The organism is Aliiroseovarius crassostreae (assembly GCF_049803815.1).
Lineage (GTDB): Bacteria > Pseudomonadota > Alphaproteobacteria > Rhodobacterales > Rhodobacteraceae > Aliiroseovarius > Aliiroseovarius crassostreae_A.
On record NZ_JBNAGI010000001.1, the window covers coordinates 148,986 to 165,391 of the forward strand.

Sequence of the window (16,406 nt, forward strand, 5' to 3'; positions counted from 1 at the left end):
CCCCCTTCAGTGCGACGTTGCTGCGTGCATCGTCTCGGCCATCTCGGCCGGGAGTGCAGCGTGGTAGTTGGTAAGAAGTGCCTCAACCGACGGGCCGATGATATCGGTCACCAGCGACGGGTAGACACCCAGGATCAGGGTCATGGCCACAAGCGGCGCAAAGATCATCTTCTCGCGCTTGTCCATGTCGGTGATCGCCTTCAGGCTTTCCTTGATCAGGTCGCCAAAGACAACGCGGCGATAGAGGTAAAGCGCGTAAGCGGCTGAGAAGATCACGCCCGAGGTGGCGACCAGCGCGACCCAGGTGTTGGCCTTGAACATGCCCACGAGCGTCAGGAACTCACCGATAAAGCCAGAGGTGCCCGGCAGGCCGACATTGGCCATGGTGAAGAACATGAAGATCAGCGCATAGGCTGGCATCCGGTTGACCAGACCGCCATAGGCGTCGATCTCGCGGGTGTGCATCCGGTCATAGATCACCCCCACGCAAAGGAAGAGCGCGCCAGAGATGAAGCCGTGGCTGATCATCTGGAAGATCGCCCCGTCCACACCTTGCTGGTTAGCGGCAAAGATCCCTGCGGTCACGTACCCCATGTGCGCCACCGACGAATAGGCGATCAGCTTTTTCATGTCTTCTTGCACCATCGCAACCAGCGAGGTGTAGACAATGGCAATTGCAGAGACCCAGAGGATGAAACAGGCCATCGTGTCTGCACCCACCGGGAACATCGGCAGGCTGAAGCGCAAGAAGCCATAGCCGCCCATCTTCAACAGGATCGCCGCCAGAACAACCGACCCCGCGGTCGGCGCCTGCACGTGCGCATCCGGCAACCAGGTGTGCACCGGCCACATCGGCATTTTCACCGCAAAGCTTGCGAAGAAGGCCAGGAACAGCAGGGTTTGGATCCCGCCGACAATCTGAATGCCGAGGAATGAGAAGCTTTCGCTGTCGAAGTTGTGACCCGCCAGCGCTTCGAAATCAGTCGAGCCCACCTCAAGCGCCATATAAACCATGGCGACCAGCATCAGAACCGAACCGATGAAGGTGTAGAGGAAGAACTTGAACGCCGCATAGATGCGTTCCTTGCCGCCCCAGATGCCAATGATCAGGAACATCGGGATCAGGCCTGCTTCGAAGTACAGATAGAACAACACCAGATCCAGCGCCATGAAGACGCCCAGCATCAGGGTTTCCAGAAGCAGGAAGGCGATCATGTATTCCTTCACGCGGGTTTTCACCCCCCAGCTGGCCCAGATGGTCAGCGGCATCATGAAGGTGGTCAGCATGACAAACAGAACCGAAATCCCGTCGACACCCATCTTATATTTCAGACCCATGATCCAGTTGGCTTCTTCCACAAACTGGTATCCGGTGTTTTCGGGGTCAAACCCGGTCAGCACCAGCAGCGAGAAGAGGAAGGTGGCAAGGGTGGCCGCCAGCGCCAGCCATTTGGCGTTGCGCGCCGCCGCCTCGTCATCGCCGCGCAAAAACAGCGCGAGGATCACAGCCGCCACCAACGGCAGGAAGGTAATGATGGAAAGCAGGTTATTCATTAGTGCGACCCACCGTTCAGAAGCATGAGTGTGACCAGCGCGACAATGCCGAGGATCATCGCGAAGGCATAAGTGAAGACGTAACCGGATTGTGCCCGACCGGCCTGTTTGGTGACCCATGGGACAAGGCCCATCGCCACGCCGTTCAGGAAGCCGTCAATGGTTTTCCCATCACCGCGTTTCCACAAGAACCGGCCAATGGCAAAGGCGGGCTTGACGAAGATCGCGTCGTAAAGCTCGTCAAAGTACCATTTGTTCAGCAGGAACTGGTAGATGAACGGGAAGGTTTTCGCCAGGCGCTTCGGCAGCGACGGGTTCACGATGTAGAACCAGAAGGCCGTGGCCAGGCCGATGATCATGGCGATGAAGGGCGAGACCTTGACCCATTTGGGGGCATGGTGCGCGTCATCCAGCACGTGATTGTCCGGTGCCATGAAGATCGCACCTTGCGGCGCGGTCCCATGATGGGCCGCCGCAACGGGTGCGTGTGCCGGATCTGCCATCGCCGTGTCATGGCTTTGGTCCGCGCTTTGGTCCGCACCATGGCTGTCTTCTGCATGATCATCCGCCGCAGCATCATGACCAGCCTCTGCCGTGTCATGGGCCGTGTCATGGGCCTCTTCATGGGCTTCAATGCCGAAGAAGTGGTTCACCTGATGGTGATCGCCAAAGAACGATCCGTACCAGATCATACCAGCGGCAATCGACCCCACGGCCAGAACCCCCAGCGGGATGGTCATGACCAGCGGGCTTTCATGGGCGTGTTCGTGGGTGTGCTTGTCGCCACGTTCTTTGCCGAAGAAGGTCATGAACATCAGGCGCCAGCTATAGAAACTGGTAAACAGCGCTGCGATGACCAGCATCCAGAAGGCATATCCGCCCTGGGTCCCCGCATAGGCGCTCTCGATAATCGCGTCTTTTGACAGGAAGCCGGAGAAGCCGATGGCGGTCAGCGGGATCCCAACACCGGTGATCGCCAGCGTGCCGATCATCATCGCCCAGAAGGTGATCGGCATCTTTTTGCGCAGGTTGCCATAGTTGCGCATGTCCTGTTCGTGATGCATCCCGTGGATGACCGACCCGGCCCCCAGGAACAACATCGCCTTGAAGAAGGCGTGAGTGAACAGGTGGAACATGGCGACCGAGTAAACGCCGACGCCCGCGGCCACAAACATGTAGCCCAGCTGCGAACAGGTCGAATAGGCGATCACGCGTTTGATGTCGTTTTGCACAAGGCCCACGGTTGCCGCAAAGAAAGCGGTGGTGGCACCGAGGAAGGTGATGAACGCGGTCGCCTCGGGTGCATATTCCATCAAAGGCGACATGCGGCAGACCAGGAACACACCGGCGGTCACCATGGTCGCCGCGTGGATCAGCGCCGACACCGGGGTCGGGCCTTCCATCGCGTCCGGCAACCAGGTGTGCAGGAACAGCTGCGCCGATTTGCCCATGGCACCCACGAACAGCAGGAAGGCCAGCAGGTTTGCCGCATTCCATTCGGTCCAGAGGAAGTGGATCTGTGTTTCAGCCAGCGCAGGTGCGGCCGCAAACACATCGTCCAGACGAATGCTGTCGGTCATGTAGAACAGGCCGAAGATCCCGAGGGCGAAGCCAAAGTCGCCCACGCGGTTGACCACAAAGGCCTTGATGGCCGCGGCGTTGGCCGAGGGTTTCTTGTAATAAAACCCGATCAGCAGGTAGGAGGCGACCCCCACACCTTCCCAGCCAAAGAACATCTGCAACAGATTGTCCGAGGTGACCAGCATCAGCATGGTGAAGGTGAAGAACGAGAGATAGGCGAAGAAGCGCGGGCGATAGCTCGCATCCCCGAAATGCTCGTCATGCGCCATGTAGCCCATGGAATAGAGGTGAACCAGCGAAGATACCGAGGTCACCACAATCAGCATGATCGCGGTCAGACGGTCCAGACGGATTGACCAGTCAACCGACAGGCTGCCCGACTGAACCCAGTCAAGGATATGAATGGTCTGCGGCTGCTCCAGCCCGAAAAAGATCGACCAGGACAGGGCCGCGGCCAGGAACAGAAGCGCGGTGGTCACCACCTGTGCCCCCTTGTCCCCGATCACGCGATGGCCGAAGCCCGCGATCAGCGCACCGACAAGCGGCGCAAAGAGTACGATCGTTGCTGCCATTGCCTCAGCCTTTCATCACGTTGACGTCTTCCACGGCAATGGTGCCGCGGTTCCGGAAGAAACTGACGAGGATGGCCAGGCCAATCGCGGCCTCGGCCGCGGCAACCGTCAGCACGAAGAGGGTAAAGACCTGACCGGTCAGATCGCCCAGATAGGACGAGAACGCGACCAGGTTGATGTTCACCGCCAGAAGCATCAATTCGATGCTCATCAGCAGGATGATCACGTTCTTGCGGTTCAGAAAGAGGCCGAAAATGCCGATGACGAACAATGCCGCCGCGACGCCCAGATAATGCTCAAGTCCTACCATTCTTTTCCGTTCCCTTCTTGGACAGCGCGGATTGCTGCCCCCTTCTTTTCGTATTCTTGCTTGCGGGTCATCACAGTTTCTTAATGCCCCACTTAAAGCCCTTGGCCCGGTTTCACGTCGATGACCTCCATCGCTTTGGCCGGGTCGCGGTGCATCTGGGCAACCACGTTCTGGCGCTTCACATGGGTGCGGTGGCGCAGGGTCAGGACGATGGCCCCGATCATGGCGACCAGCAGGATCAGACCGGCCAGTTGGAAGAGGAGGATATTGTCGGTGTAAAGCACCAGACCCAGCGCCTCGGTGTTATGCGCCTGGTCAAGGGCGGGCGTCACCATTTGGCGCGCGGCCTCGGCCCCATCGGAATAGACCCAGGTGCCAAAGATCGTGCCCAGCTCCATCAACAAGATCACACCGATCAACAGCGCAAGCGGCAGCGATTGGGCGATCCCGGCCTTCAATTCGGCAAAATCCACGTCCAGCATCATGACGACGAACAAGAACAGCACCGCCACCGCGCCCACATAGACGATCATCAACAGCATCGCCACAAATTCGGCGCCGAGCAGGACAAACAGCCCGGTCGCACCGACAAAGGCGGTGATCAGCCACAGGACCGAATGCACGGGGTTGCGTGCCATGACGGTGAAAAATCCACCCGTGACCGTGGTCAGGGCAAAGAGGTAAAAAGCGTAGTCGGCAACGCTCATGCGTCCCCCTCCTCGTTTTCGGCAAAGACGGCTTGCGCTTCTTCCAGCGCCCGGTTCATCGCCGGAAGGCCGCCCAACATGGACATTTGATAGATCACTTCCGCGATCTCTTTTTCGGTTGCCCCCGCTTCAAGAGCGTGGCGCACGGTGATTTTGATCTGCGGGCCAGCTTGCGCCCCCGCGGCCACCAGACCGGCGAGTGCAACCAGCATCCGCGTCTTGGTGTCCAGACCATCTTTGTTGAAGGCATTGCCAAACATCATGTCCATCATGTCTTTCGGCATGGTGGGCATCAGCTTGTCGAGGCCCTCGGGCACGAACTTCTCCAGCGCAGGGTTGAAGGCGCGCAGCATCAAGGTGCCCTGCTCCAGCATCTCGGCGTATTTCTTGGAAAAGTCGTTCATGGGATATCCTTTCGTCGGGCCTTAGCGATACGGCGCGTCCAGCTCGATATTGCGGGCGATCTCGGCTTCCCAGCGTTCGCCGTTCTCCAGCAGTTTTTCCTTGTCGTAAAACAGCTCTTCCCGGGTCTCGGTGGCAAATTCGAAATTCGGACCCTCGACAATCGCATCCACCGGGCAGGCCTCTTGGCAGAAACCGCAATAGATGCATTTGGTCATGTCGATGTCATAACGCGTGGTGCGGCGCGACCCATCTTCGCGGGGTTCCGCGTCGATGGTGATTGCCTGCGCCGGGCAAATCGCTTCACACAGTTTACAGGCGATGCAGCGCTCTTCCCCATTGGGATAGCGGCGCAGCGCGTGTTCGCCACGAAAGCGCGGTGATAGCGGGCCTTTTTCGTGCGGATAGTTCAGCGTCGCCTTGGGCGAGAAGAAATACTTCAGACCCAGCTGGAACCCTTTCACAAAGTCCGCCAGCAGGAAGTATTTCGTTGCGCGTGCGTAATCAAAAGCCATCTATCAGCCCCCCACAGCCCAGCGGGCATAAGTGCCCCAGAATGCCCCGTATTGGGCGAAGAATGCGACCAGTACAACCCAGGCCAGCGACAGCGGCAGGAACACTTTCCAGCCAATGCGCATCAGTTGGTCATAGCGGTAGCGCGGCGTGATGGCCTTCACCATCGAGAAGACGAAGAAGAAGAAGAAGATCTTCGCAAAGAGCCACAAGATGCCATCGGGCAGCCATTCCACCGGCGACAGCCAGCCGCCAAAGAACAGGATCGAAATCAGCGTACACATCAGCACGATGGCCACATATTCACCGATCATGAACAGAAGGAACGGGGTCGAGGAATATTCCACCTGATAGCCCGCCACCAGTTCCGATTCCGCTTCCGGCAGGTCAAACGGCGGGCGGTTGGTTTCGGCCAGCGCCGAGATCAGGAACAGGAAGACCATCGGGAAATGCGGCAGCCAGTACCAGCTCAGAAGCCCGGCCCCATCCTGGGCGCGCACAATGTCACCAAAATTCATCGACCCGGTGGTGATGATCACACCGATGATGATCAGGCCAATGGAGACTTCGTAGGAAATCATCTGTGCGGCAGAGCGCAGCGATCCCAGGAACGGGTATTTCGAGTTCGACGCCCAGCCGCCCATGATCACGCCGTAAACCTCAAGCGAGGAGACCGCGAAGACAAACAGGATCGCCACGTTCACATCGGCCAGAACCCAGCCGTCATTGAACGGGATCACCGCCCAGGCGACCATCGCCAGAACAAAGCTCATCATCGGGGCGAGGAAGAAAACAAACCGGTCGGCACCCGCAGGCACGACGATTTCCTTCAGCACATATTTGATGAAATCCGCAAAGCTCTGCAACACGCCAAAGGCGCCCACCACGTTGGGGCCCTTGCGCATCTGCACAGCGGCCCAGACCTTGCGGTCAAAATAGAGCAGAAAGGCAAGCGCCACCAGAAGGGGGACCACAATCAGCAAACACTGACCAATGATCAAAAGCGCGAGCCCCAAGTTCGTTGTCGTGAAGAATTCATACATATCTCTTCATGCCCTCAGACCGTCGGTATTCCGTTTTCAAGACAATTCTGAACAGTCACTTCCGCGTCGATCGTTTTCAGACCTTTGGGAAGGGCGGCCGAAATCACATAAGCCGCGTCGCCTGTCCAGCGCTTGCCGTTTTCATCCACTGTTGTGCGCACATGGCGGGCAAATCCGTACCCGCGAATAAGCGCATATTGCGCGGCTGCACAGCGTGCATACCCCGCCACATCTTCATGCCCGCGCGCGCCTTCCATGGCGACGCGGAAATTGACCAGATCCCCATCCAGAAGCTGCGTTTCCACACCCAGATAATTGGGGGTGAACACATCTTTGGAGGTCTTTGCATTCTCTTCCGGTTGCACACAGGCCGACAGAAGGGCGGCCATTGCGCCCCCTGTCATCATGGACTGTGTCACGGATTTGAACATCTTGGGATCCCGTCCTTTTCTTACTCAGCCGCGATTTTCTCACCCAGGCGCGCACGCGCCTGTGCGGAAAGCTCTGCCATGACCTCTGACGCCCGGGCAATCGGGTTGGTCAGATAGAAATCGCCAATCACATAGCGGAAGCTGGCATTGCCCAGCGTGCCGGTGGTCAGCGGTTGCCAGTCGTTTTCCACAACCTGATCGATTTGCGCCAGATGCGGCACGGCCTCAACCATGGCCTGACGCAGTCCGGCCAGGCTGTCCCACGGCAGGGTTTGACCCAGTTCAGCAGACAGCGCCCGCAGAATGGCCCAGTTTTCCTTGGCTTCGCCCACCGGGAAGGCGGCGCGTTGCGCAAGCTGCGGGCGACCTTCGGTGTTCACGAAAAGCCCGGCTTCTTCGGTGTATGCGGCGCCCGGCAGAATGATGTCGGCGCGCATAGCCCCTCGGTCGCCGTGGCTGCCCATGTAGATCACGGTCGGACCCGCATCAATGTCGATCTCATCCGCGCCCATGTTGAAGACCACGTCGGCGTCATGGGTGGCGGCTTCGATCCCGCCTTCGGTCACGGCCCCCACGTCCAGTGCACCAACACGGCCAGCGGCCGTGTGCAGCACCATCAGCTTGGATCCGGTATCTTCAGCGAGTTTCATCGCAGCGGCCAGAACCGCAAGACCATCCGCCTCGCGCAGGGCCCCCATGCCGACGATGACAACTGACGGCGTATCTTTCACCGGCCCGTAGTCTTTGTTCAGCAGGCTTTCCAGCGCCGCACGGTCATTGCCCACATGCGCGTATTCATAGGTTAGATCAGTGGCTTCACCAACCAGACCAACCTCGGCCCCCTTCAGCCACGCCTTGCGGATCCGGGCGTTCAGAACCGGCGCTTCGACACGCGGGTTGGTGCCAATGAGCTGAATGAACTTGGCGTTGTCGATGTCTTCGATCGACGCCGTGCCCACATACCCCGAGCGGTTGTCGGTGGGCAGGCGTGCGTTGTCGACGCGACATTCCACCTTGCCGCCCAACCCCTCGATCAGGGTTTTCAGCGAAAAGGCCATTTCGACATTCGCCAGATCGCCGATCAGACCGGCAACCTTCTTGTCCTTCATCGCGGCAGCCGCGGCCGCCAGGGCTTCGCCCCAGCTGGCTTTGCGCAGCTTGCCGTTTTCGCGCACATAAGGCGTGTCCAGGCGCTGGCGACGCAGACCATCCCAGACAAAACGGGTCTTGTCGGAAATCCATTCTTCGTTCACGCCATCATGGTTGCGCGGCAGAATGCGTTTCACTTCGCGACCTTTGGTGTCGACGCGGATGTTTGACCCGAGCGCGTCCATCACGTCGATGCTCTCGGTCTTGGTCAGCTCCCACGGACGCGCGGTAAAGGCATAAGGTTTTGACGTCAGCGCACCAACCGGACACAGATCAATGATGTTGCCCTGCAGGTTGCTGTCCAAAGTCTGGTTCAGATAGCTGGTGATTTCCGCATCTTCGCCGCGGCCGGTCTGGCCCATCTGCGAAATGCCCGCGACCTCGGTCGTGAAGCGCACGCAGCGAGTGCAGGAAATACAGCGCGTCATGGTGGTCGACACCAGCGGGCCGAGATCCAGATCATCCACCGCGCGCTTTTGTTCTTTGAACCGCGACCCGGACAGGCCATAGGCCACGGCCTGATCCTGCAGGTCACATTCGCCGCCCTGATCGCAGATCGGGCAATCCAGCGGGTGGTTGATCAGCATGAACTCCATCACGCCTTCGCGGGCCTTCTTGACCATGGGCGAGTTGGTTTTCACCACCGGCGGCATTCCGTCCGGTCCCGGGCGCAGGTCGCGCACCTGCATCGCGCAAGAGGCGGCAGGTTTGGGCGGGCCACCCACAACTTCCACAAGGCACATGCGGCAGTTGCCGGCAATCGACAGACGCTCGTGATAACAGAAACGCGGCACTTCCACGCCCGCTACCTCACAAGCCTGGATCAGCGTCATTGCGCCATCCACTTCGACTTCCATATCGTCAATGACGATCTTTTTCAGGTCGCTCATCACGGTCCCTTTTCATCCTGCAAGGGGCATCTGCCCCCTGCCCTCATTCGCGGCCCTGCCTGCCGGTCGCTGCCCTAATCGGTCAGCAACTTGCCTGCAAACGTGCCCTTTTCCATCTCTGCCCGGCCCACCGCGCAGTAGCTTTCTTCGTCGCCCTTGCGGGCGCCCATTTTTTTCAACATCGGTTCGGCAATGGCCCGAAACCGGTCTTGTTCCGATTTGCTGTCCACATAGGCGGTGACTTCGCTCAGCGAATATCCCAGCGACCGCGCATGTGATTGCAGCGCCATCGCCTTATTGAACAGACGAAACTTGCGCAGGCTCAGCTGGTCACAGTTCTCGTCGATCAGATAGGCGATCGACGCCCCCAACAGTTCGCGATGCACCCGCTCGTCCTTGCGCATGGCGGTGTAATCCACCGCCAAAGCGGGCGTTGCCATTGCCCCCAGCGCGAGGCCGGTGATCAAAGATTTGAATTTGCTCATGACATATCTCCTTTCGTTAGAAAGGAGATGGTGACGCCGGCGTCTGTCATGCAATAACAACGCGCTTGAGCGGGCGAATTCACGCCTGCTTTCAAGAGGTTGCGCATGTTACTGCCGATTGTCATGATCTGTCTCTTACCTTGCTCTTACTCTGCTGCCAGGCTGGCTTTGCCTTGCTTGTTCACCCGAATGCGATCTTCGATCTCGTCGCGGAAGTTGCGGATCAGACCCTGGATCGGCCAGGCGGCCGCGTCCCCAAGGGCACAGATCGTGTGGCCTTCGACCTGCTTGGTCACATCCCACAGCATGTCGATTTCCTCGACCTCGGCCTCGCCACGCATCAGGCGATCCATCACGCGCATCATCCAGCCGGTGCCTTCGCGACACGGGGTACACTGGCCACAGCTTTCATGTTTGTAGAATTTCGACAGACGCCAGATCGCCTTGATGATGTCGGTCTGCTTGTCCATCACGATGACCGCTGCGGTGCCCAGACCGGACCCCAGCTCGTTCCGCAGGTAATCAAAATCCATGATCGCGTCGCGCATGTTTTCGCCAGTCACGCACGGCACCGAGGACCCCCCGGGGATCACCGCCTTGAGGTTGTCCCAGCCACCGCGAATGCCGCCGCAATGCTTTTCGATCAGTTCTTCAAACGAAATCGACATGGCCTCTTCGACCACACAAGGGTTGTTCACGTGACCCGAAATACCAAAGAGCTTGGTGCCCGCGTTGTTCGGACGCCCAAACCCCGCAAACCACGACGGGCCACGGCGCAGGATGGTCGGCACAACCGCAATACTTTCCACGTTATTCACCGTGGTCGGGCAACCATAAAGACCCGCCCCTGCCGGGAAGGGCGGCTTCATGCGCGGCATGCCCTTTTTGCCTTCAAGGCTTTCCAAAAGCGCGGTTTCTTCGCCACAGATATAGGCGCCTGCCCCGTGATGCAGGAAGAGATCGAAATCCCAGCCGGATTTCGCGGCGTTCTTGCCCAGAAGACCCGCATCATAGGCTTCGTCAATCGCCGCCTGCAGCGCCTCGCGTTCGCGGATGAACTCACCCCGGATATAGATATAGGCGGTGTTGGCGTTCATCGCGAAGGACGCAATCAGCGCGCCTTCGATCAACGTGTGCGGATCGTGGCGCATGATCTCGCGGTCTTTACAGGTGCCAGGCTCGGATTCGTCCGCATTGATCACCAGATAGGCCGGGCGACCGTCGCTTTCCTTCGGCATGAACGACCATTTCAAACCGGTCGGGAAGCCAGCCCCCCCGCGCCCGCGAAGGCCCGAGTCTTTCATCTGGTCAATGATCCAGTCGCGACCCTTCTTGATGATCCCGGCTGTGCCGTCCCAATGGCCGCGCGCCTTGGCCCCCGCAAGGGTCCGGTCGTGCATACCGTAAAGGTTGGTAAAGATCCGGTCTTTATCCTGCAGCATTCGCTCTTATCCTTCGTCATTCCGGCGTGATTTGCGCCAGATCCGATATGTTAGAACCAGGCCAAAAACGAACCCGGCCAGGGCCATCAGATCCACCAGCGCCATGGCCCGGTTGGACCATTCGAGGCTTTTCCCGACCCATGCGGCACCGACCCACAGCGCGCCGGTCAGCGCAATGACGATGCCCGCCATGCGACCGTCCCGGCCAATGCCTTGTTGTGGATCCTGTGCCATCATCATTCCTTTTCTCGCCGCCTTAATAGACGTCGCCTTTCTTCACCTTGTTCGAAAACGCGGTCTCGCCACCTTCGGCAAGGATCTTGGCCTGTTCGACCCAGCCATCGCGCTCGATCCGGCCCTTGAATTTCAGGTTGTCATCCACCCAGGAAATCTCATCCGCGCCCCATTTGGCGATCTGGTCAAAGTGCCAGAAGCCCAGATCGTTCAGGGTCTGCTCCAGCTTCGGACCAACGCCCTTGAGTTGCTTGAGGTCATCGGCCCCGGCCTTGCGCGGCGCTTTCATGGTGCGCGGTTTTTTCGCCTTGCCGGTTGCGGCAGGTGCCGCGGCCTCAACCTTGTCAGCTTTGGCCTTTGCGGGTGCTTTTTTCGCAGCAGGCTTCTTCGCGGCTTTGGCTTCGGCCTTTTCTGCCTCCGCAACAGGTTTCGCCGCCTTTCTTTGCTGATTGGCCGGCTTGCCGGTCTCAGCCGCTTTTGGCGGGGTTGCCTTGGTGCCGGTGGCATTTTTGCCCAACCAAGGCGTCGACAGCGGCACTTCGGTGCCATCGATCCGCTTGATGCTATCGCCGATATCCGTGGCAAGCTGAACAGAGGCGTTATATTTGGTCTTGCCGCTTTCATATTCGGTCAGCGAGGTCAGCCCGGACAGCGGTTCGGCGGCATAGCGGCCATTTTGCGGACCCGGCACCGGCACGTCACCAGCGGCCATCTGATCGATCATCTTGGCAAAGCCTTCGGCGGTCAGATCCTCATAGTAATCTTTGCCGATCTGCGCCATCGGCGCGTTGGTGCAGGACCCAAGGCATTCCACCTCTTCCCAGCTGAACTTGCCATCGGTCGACAATTGATGCGGCTTGTCGGCGATTTTCTCGCGACACACCGCAATCAGATCTTCCGCGCCGCAGATCATGCAGGACGTGGTGCCGCAGATCTGGATATGGGCCACGGATCCAACCGGTTGCAGCTGGAACATAAAGTAGAACGACGCCACTTCCAGCACGCGGATATAGGCCATGCCAAGCATGTCGGCCACGGCTTCAATCGCGGGCTTGGTCAGCCAGCCTTCCTGTTCCTGAGCCCGCCACAGAAGCGGGATCACCGCCGAGGCCTGACGCCCTTCAGGGTATTTGGTGATCTGCCCTTCCGCCCAAGCAAGGTTGGCGGGCGTGAAAGCAAAGCTTTCGGGCTGTTCATGATGCAAACGGCGGAGCATTAGCGGTCGATCTCCCCAAACACGATATCCATGGTGCCGATGATGGCGGCGACGTCGGCGAGCTGGTGGCCCCCGGCCACGTAATCCATCGACTGAAGGTGCAGATACCCCGGCGCGCGGATCTTGGCGCGGTAGGGTTTGTTCGATCCGTCCGACACGAGGTAGACGCCAAATTCGCCTTTCGGTGCTTCGACGGCGGCATAGACTTCACCGGCCGGCAGTTTGAACCCTTCGGTGTAGAGCTTGAAGTGGTGGATCAGGCTTTCCATGTCGCGCTTCATGTCACCGCGTTTCGGCGGGGTCAGCTTGCCACGGGCCAGAACGTCACCTTGGCCCTCGGGCGCGCGCAGCTTTTCGATGGCCTGATGCATGATCTTGAGCGACTGGCGCATTTCTTCCATGCGGACGAGGTAACGGTCATAGCAGTCGCCGTTCTTGCCCACCGGGATCTGGAAGTCAAATTCATCATAACATTCATAGGGTTGCGCGCGGCGCAAATCCCAAGCCAGACCCGATCCACGGACCATCACACCGGAATAGCCCCAGTCGAGAATGTCCTGTTCATTCACCACGCCAATATCGGCGTTGCGCTGTTTGAAGATCCGGTTTTCGGTCAGAAGACCGTCAATATCGTCGATCTTTTCCGGGAACTCATTGGCCCAGGTTTCGATATCGTCGATCAGCTCCGGCGGCAGGTCCTGATGCACACCGCCTGGACGGAAATAGTTGGCGTGCAGACGGGCCCCACAGGCGCGCTCGTAGAAAATCATCAGCTTTTCACGCTCTTCAAAGCCCCAGAGCGGCGGCGTCAGCGCGCCCACGTCCATGGCCTGCGTGGTGATGTTCAGAAGGTGGTTCAGGATCCGGCCGATTTCAGAGAAGAGCACGCGGATCAGCTGGCCGCGGCGCGGCACTTCGACACCGGCCAGCTTCTCGATCGCCAGACACCAGGCATGTTCCTGGTTCATCGGCGCCACGTAATCGAGCCGGTCAAAATACGGCAGGTTCTGCAGATAGGTGCGGCTTTCCATCAGCTTCTCGGTGCCGCGATGCAAGAGGCCGATGTGCGGGTCAGCGCGTTCCACGATCTCGCCATCCAGCTCCAGCACCATCCGCAGCACACCGTGTGCCGCCGGGTGTTGCGGGCCGAAGTTGATGTTGAAATTGCGGATCTTCTGTTCGCCGGTTTCGGCGTCATTGAAGCCTTTGGTTCCGTCCATCATACGTTCACCATTTTCTGGGTCCATTCGTCGGGCAGTTCACCCATGAACTTTTCGACAAAATTGTATTGCGGGTTCAGCGCGGCTTTCAGTTTTCCGCGCAATTCATCAGTCAGGTCCGCCTGTGGGGATTTATGCACCACCCGGTCGAACTGGGCCTGCGCCGGGGTGATCCCCAAAAACGCGCTCAGCCGTTCGATGGCCTCGGGGGTGAACAGGCGTTCATAATATTCGATATGCAGCGCGCCAGTGGGCGCGGCACGCGACAGGCGATTAAGGGTGCGGCGATAGTTCGACCGTTCCAGAATATTGACGGCGGTGCCGTTCAGCACGCCCTCCACCTTCTGTTCCAACGCCGCCTTGCCCTGACCGCCCGCAACCATGCGGATGTTCGACCAGATCCGGTCCACCGGATCGCGCATCAGGTAGACAAAGCGCACCTTGTCAGTCAGCGCGGCCATGCGCGACAGCATCTTTTCCGACAAAAGCCCATAGGCCGGGGTGATATCCCCCACCAACCGCGCGTCGTCAGCGCCCTTGGTCACATAGTCGAGATAGGCCGCATCGCTGGCCGCATCATTCCCCTGCCCGTCGCAGATCGGGATCCAGTTTTCCAGATCCTGAACCAGCGCGCGCTTGTAATCCCCGGCCTTGCCGGTCGCCACATCGGCCTGCGCTGCCGCCAAAGCCGCCTGGTGCTGCTTCTTCTGCCAACCGGCATTGTCGCTATCCAGCGCATCGAAATAGTGCAATTCCTTCACGGCGCGAAGCTGCGCCTCTGGGTGGGAATACAAATGGTCGAAGAGCCAGCTTGTGCCGGCCTTCGTTGCACCCACGCAGAACATGAAGGTTTGCTCACCCATGATCAGGCTTTTGCCTCATCTGTTTTCTCGTCCCCGGGCAGCACATAGTTTGCACCTTCCCATGGGCTCATGAAATCGAACTGGCGATATTCCTGGGTCAGCGACACGGGTTCATACACCACGCGCTTTTCGACCTCGTCATAACGCACTTCGGTATAGCCGGTGGTCGGGAAATCCTTGCGCAGCGGATAGCCGCGGAAGCCATAGTCCGTCAGGATGCGGCGCAGATCCGGGTGGCCGGAAAACAGAATGCCGAACATGTCGAACACTTCACGTTCGAACCAGCCCGCCGCCGGGTGCACCTCGGTGATCGACGGCACCATTTCCTCTTCGCGCACCGCCACTTTCACGCGGATGCGTTGGTTGGTGTACATCGACAGGAAGTGGTAGACCACGTCAAAACGCTCTTCACGCGACGGGTAATCCACGGCGGTCACATCGACCAAGGTCGAGAATTTGCAGGACTTGTCGGCCTTCAGGAACTCGATGAACGAAGGGATTGCCGAGAGCGGAACAGTGACGCTCAGCTCGCCGTAAGCAACCTCCCAGCTCAGCACGCAATCGGGGCGCTTTGTTTCCAGCAGCGCGCCAAGTTCGTTCAGGGCTGCGGTATTCGGGGCTTCACTCATCGCTTACCTCGCAATCGTGCCGGTGCGGCGGATTTTGCGTTGCAGTTGCAGGATGCCATAGACCAGCGCTTCGGCGGTCGGCGGGCAGCCCGGCACATAGATGTCAACCGGCACGATCCGGTCACAGCCACGCACCACCGAGTAGGAATAGTGATAGTAGCCGCCACCATTGGCGCAGGACCCCATCGAGATCACATAGCGCGGATCGGGCATCTGGTCATAAACCTTGCGCAGTGCCGGCGCCATCTTGTTGGTCAGCGTCCCGGCCACAATCATCACGTCCGACTGACGCGGGGACGCGCGCGGCGCGATGCCATAGCGTTCAAGGTCATAGCGCGGCATCGAGGCATGCATCATTTCCACCGCGCAACAGGCCAGACCAAAGGTCATCCAGTGCAGCGAGCCGGTGCGCGCCCAGTTGATGATGTCATCGGTGGTGGTCAGCAGAAAGCCCTTGTCGGCCAGCTGATCGTTCAAAAGCCGCGTGGCGTGTTCACGATCGCCCTGCGCGGTGTTTGCTCCCGTTTGGATTTTCTCGGACATCACTCCCATTCGAGCGCCCCTTTCTTCCACTCATATGCAAAGCCGATGGTCAGCACGGCGAGGAACACCATCATCGACCAGAAGCCCACCAGCCCAACACCCTTGAAGGCCACGGCCCAGGGGAACAGGAAGGCAATTTCCAGGTCGAAAATGATGAACAGGATCGACACCAGATAGAACCGGACATCAAACTTCATCCGCGCGTCATCAAAGGCGTTGAACCCGCATTCATAAGCGCTGAGTTTTTCGGGATCGGGGTTGCGGACGGCCAGGACAACGGCGGCAATGATCAGCACAAGACCGATAATGATGGCAAGTCCGAGGAAAATGATGATCGGGAGATATTCCCTGAGAAGGTCTTCCACGTGTGGCTCCTTTTATGCGGTTCTATCCGCATTTCGCTAGCTATGTGCGGTTTACCGCCGCACTGGTGTCGGGTCAACCAACGCCCCCCTATATTCCGACATTTGAATATTAGCGTTCACCTTTGCCTCACTTGTGAAGCATATCCTTGTTTCAAAGGGCTTTTGGCGGTTTTTGATCCGCAGGAAAACACTTGGTTTCATCACCTGTTAAACAAAAAAATGGGAGGTGTGCCGTAAAACACACCTCCTTTTTGCAA

The 16,406-nt window shown here is 58.8% G+C and carries 18 protein-coding genes; all 18 read right to left on the reverse strand.

All coding sequences use genetic code 11. The features are described from left to right. Window positions 1-6: 6 nt before the first annotated feature. The 18 genes from ACP15V_RS00745 to ACP15V_RS00830 all read right to left on the reverse strand — a co-directional run bounded on the left by ACP15V_RS00745 (window position 7) and on the right by ACP15V_RS00830 (window position 16,149). Window positions 7-1,554 (reverse strand): NADH-quinone oxidoreductase subunit M, encoded by a 1,548-nt coding sequence (locus ACP15V_RS00745; RefSeq protein WP_424941772.1) that lies wholly within the window; start codon window positions 1,552-1,554, stop codon window positions 7-9. Further along, complete coding sequence (nuoL, locus tag ACP15V_RS00750; RefSeq protein ID WP_424941773.1) at window positions 1,554-3,707, reverse strand: NADH-quinone oxidoreductase subunit L; 2,154 nt, start codon at window positions 3,705-3,707, stop codon at window positions 1,554-1,556. The genes ACP15V_RS00745 and nuoL overlap by 1 nt, the downstream gene beginning before the upstream one ends. A gap of 4 nt (window positions 3,708-3,711) precedes the next feature. Continuing rightward, window positions 3,712-4,017, reverse strand: a complete 306-nt coding sequence (gene nuoK / locus ACP15V_RS00755; protein WP_271053781.1) for an NADH-quinone oxidoreductase subunit NuoK — start codon at window positions 4,015-4,017, stop codon at window positions 3,712-3,714. 92 nt (window positions 4,018-4,109) lie between these two features. Next, window positions 4,110-4,724: an NADH-quinone oxidoreductase subunit J gene (locus tag ACP15V_RS00760; RefSeq protein WP_424941774.1), complete on the reverse strand. Its 615-nt coding sequence runs from the start codon at window positions 4,722-4,724 to the stop codon at window positions 4,110-4,112. Beyond that, window positions 4,721-5,128, reverse strand: a complete 408-nt coding sequence (locus ACP15V_RS00765; RefSeq protein WP_424941775.1) for a carboxymuconolactone decarboxylase family protein — start codon at window positions 5,126-5,128, stop codon at window positions 4,721-4,723. Before ACP15V_RS00765 ends, ACP15V_RS00760 begins: the two co-directional genes overlap by 4 nt. A 21-nt stretch (window positions 5,129-5,149) precedes the next feature. Next, window positions 5,150-5,641 (reverse strand): NADH-quinone oxidoreductase subunit NuoI, encoded by a 492-nt coding sequence (nuoI, locus tag ACP15V_RS00770; RefSeq protein ID WP_424941776.1) that lies wholly within the window; start codon window positions 5,639-5,641, stop codon window positions 5,150-5,152. Between the two features lie 3 nt (window positions 5,642-5,644). After that, window positions 5,645-6,682 (reverse strand): NADH-quinone oxidoreductase subunit NuoH, encoded by a 1,038-nt coding sequence (gene nuoH, locus ACP15V_RS00775; protein ID WP_424941777.1) that lies wholly within the window; start codon window positions 6,680-6,682, stop codon window positions 5,645-5,647. 14 nt (window positions 6,683-6,696) lie between these two features. Continuing rightward, on the reverse strand, window positions 6,697-7,113 hold the full coding sequence (locus ACP15V_RS00780) for a hypothetical protein (protein WP_424941778.1): 417 nt from the start codon (window positions 7,111-7,113) through the stop codon (window positions 6,697-6,699). Window positions 7,114-7,133: 20 nt separating this feature from the next. Beyond that, entirely contained in the window at window positions 7,134-9,152 is a 2,019-nt protein-coding gene (gene nuoG / locus ACP15V_RS00785; protein WP_424941779.1) for an NADH-quinone oxidoreductase subunit NuoG, read from the reverse strand. A gap of 74 nt (window positions 9,153-9,226) precedes the next feature. Beyond that, entirely contained in the window at window positions 9,227-9,637 is a 411-nt protein-coding gene (locus ACP15V_RS00790) for a DUF5333 domain-containing protein (RefSeq protein WP_424941780.1), read from the reverse strand. Between the two features lie 146 nt (window positions 9,638-9,783). Further along, window positions 9,784-11,079, reverse strand: coding sequence for an NADH-quinone oxidoreductase subunit NuoF (nuoF, locus tag ACP15V_RS00795; RefSeq protein WP_424941781.1), 1,296 nt, complete (start codon window positions 11,077-11,079; stop codon window positions 9,784-9,786). A 6-nt stretch (window positions 11,080-11,085) separates the two neighbouring features. Continuing rightward, window positions 11,086-11,313: a DUF5337 domain-containing protein gene (locus ACP15V_RS00800; protein WP_424941782.1), complete on the reverse strand. Its 228-nt coding sequence runs from the start codon at window positions 11,311-11,313 to the stop codon at window positions 11,086-11,088. A gap of 22 nt (window positions 11,314-11,335) precedes the next feature. Then, entirely contained in the window at window positions 11,336-12,529 is a 1,194-nt protein-coding gene (locus ACP15V_RS00805) for an NADH-quinone oxidoreductase subunit E (protein ID WP_424941783.1), read from the reverse strand. After that, entirely contained in the window at window positions 12,529-13,749 is a 1,221-nt protein-coding gene (locus ACP15V_RS00810) for an NADH-quinone oxidoreductase subunit D (RefSeq protein ID WP_424942700.1), read from the reverse strand. Before ACP15V_RS00810 ends, ACP15V_RS00805 begins: the two co-directional genes overlap by 1 nt. Continuing rightward, the gene (locus ACP15V_RS00815) at window positions 13,749-14,612 is read right to left on the reverse strand and encodes a sulfotransferase (protein WP_424941784.1); all 864 of its coding nucleotides are present in this window, start codon (window positions 14,610-14,612) and stop codon (window positions 13,749-13,751) included. Before ACP15V_RS00815 ends, ACP15V_RS00810 begins: the two co-directional genes overlap by 1 nt. A 2-nt stretch (window positions 14,613-14,614) precedes the next feature. Then, window positions 14,615-15,241 (reverse strand): NADH-quinone oxidoreductase subunit C, encoded by a 627-nt coding sequence (locus ACP15V_RS00820; protein WP_424941785.1) that lies wholly within the window; start codon window positions 15,239-15,241, stop codon window positions 14,615-14,617. A 3-nt stretch (window positions 15,242-15,244) separates the two neighbouring features. After that, window positions 15,245-15,784: a NuoB/complex I 20 kDa subunit family protein gene (locus ACP15V_RS00825; protein WP_424941786.1), complete on the reverse strand. Its 540-nt coding sequence runs from the start codon at window positions 15,782-15,784 to the stop codon at window positions 15,245-15,247. Further along, window positions 15,784-16,149 (reverse strand): NADH-quinone oxidoreductase subunit A, encoded by a 366-nt coding sequence (locus ACP15V_RS00830; RefSeq protein WP_424941787.1) that lies wholly within the window; start codon window positions 16,147-16,149, stop codon window positions 15,784-15,786. Before ACP15V_RS00830 ends, ACP15V_RS00825 begins: the two co-directional genes overlap by 1 nt. Between the last annotated feature and the right edge of the window lie 257 nt (window positions 16,150-16,406).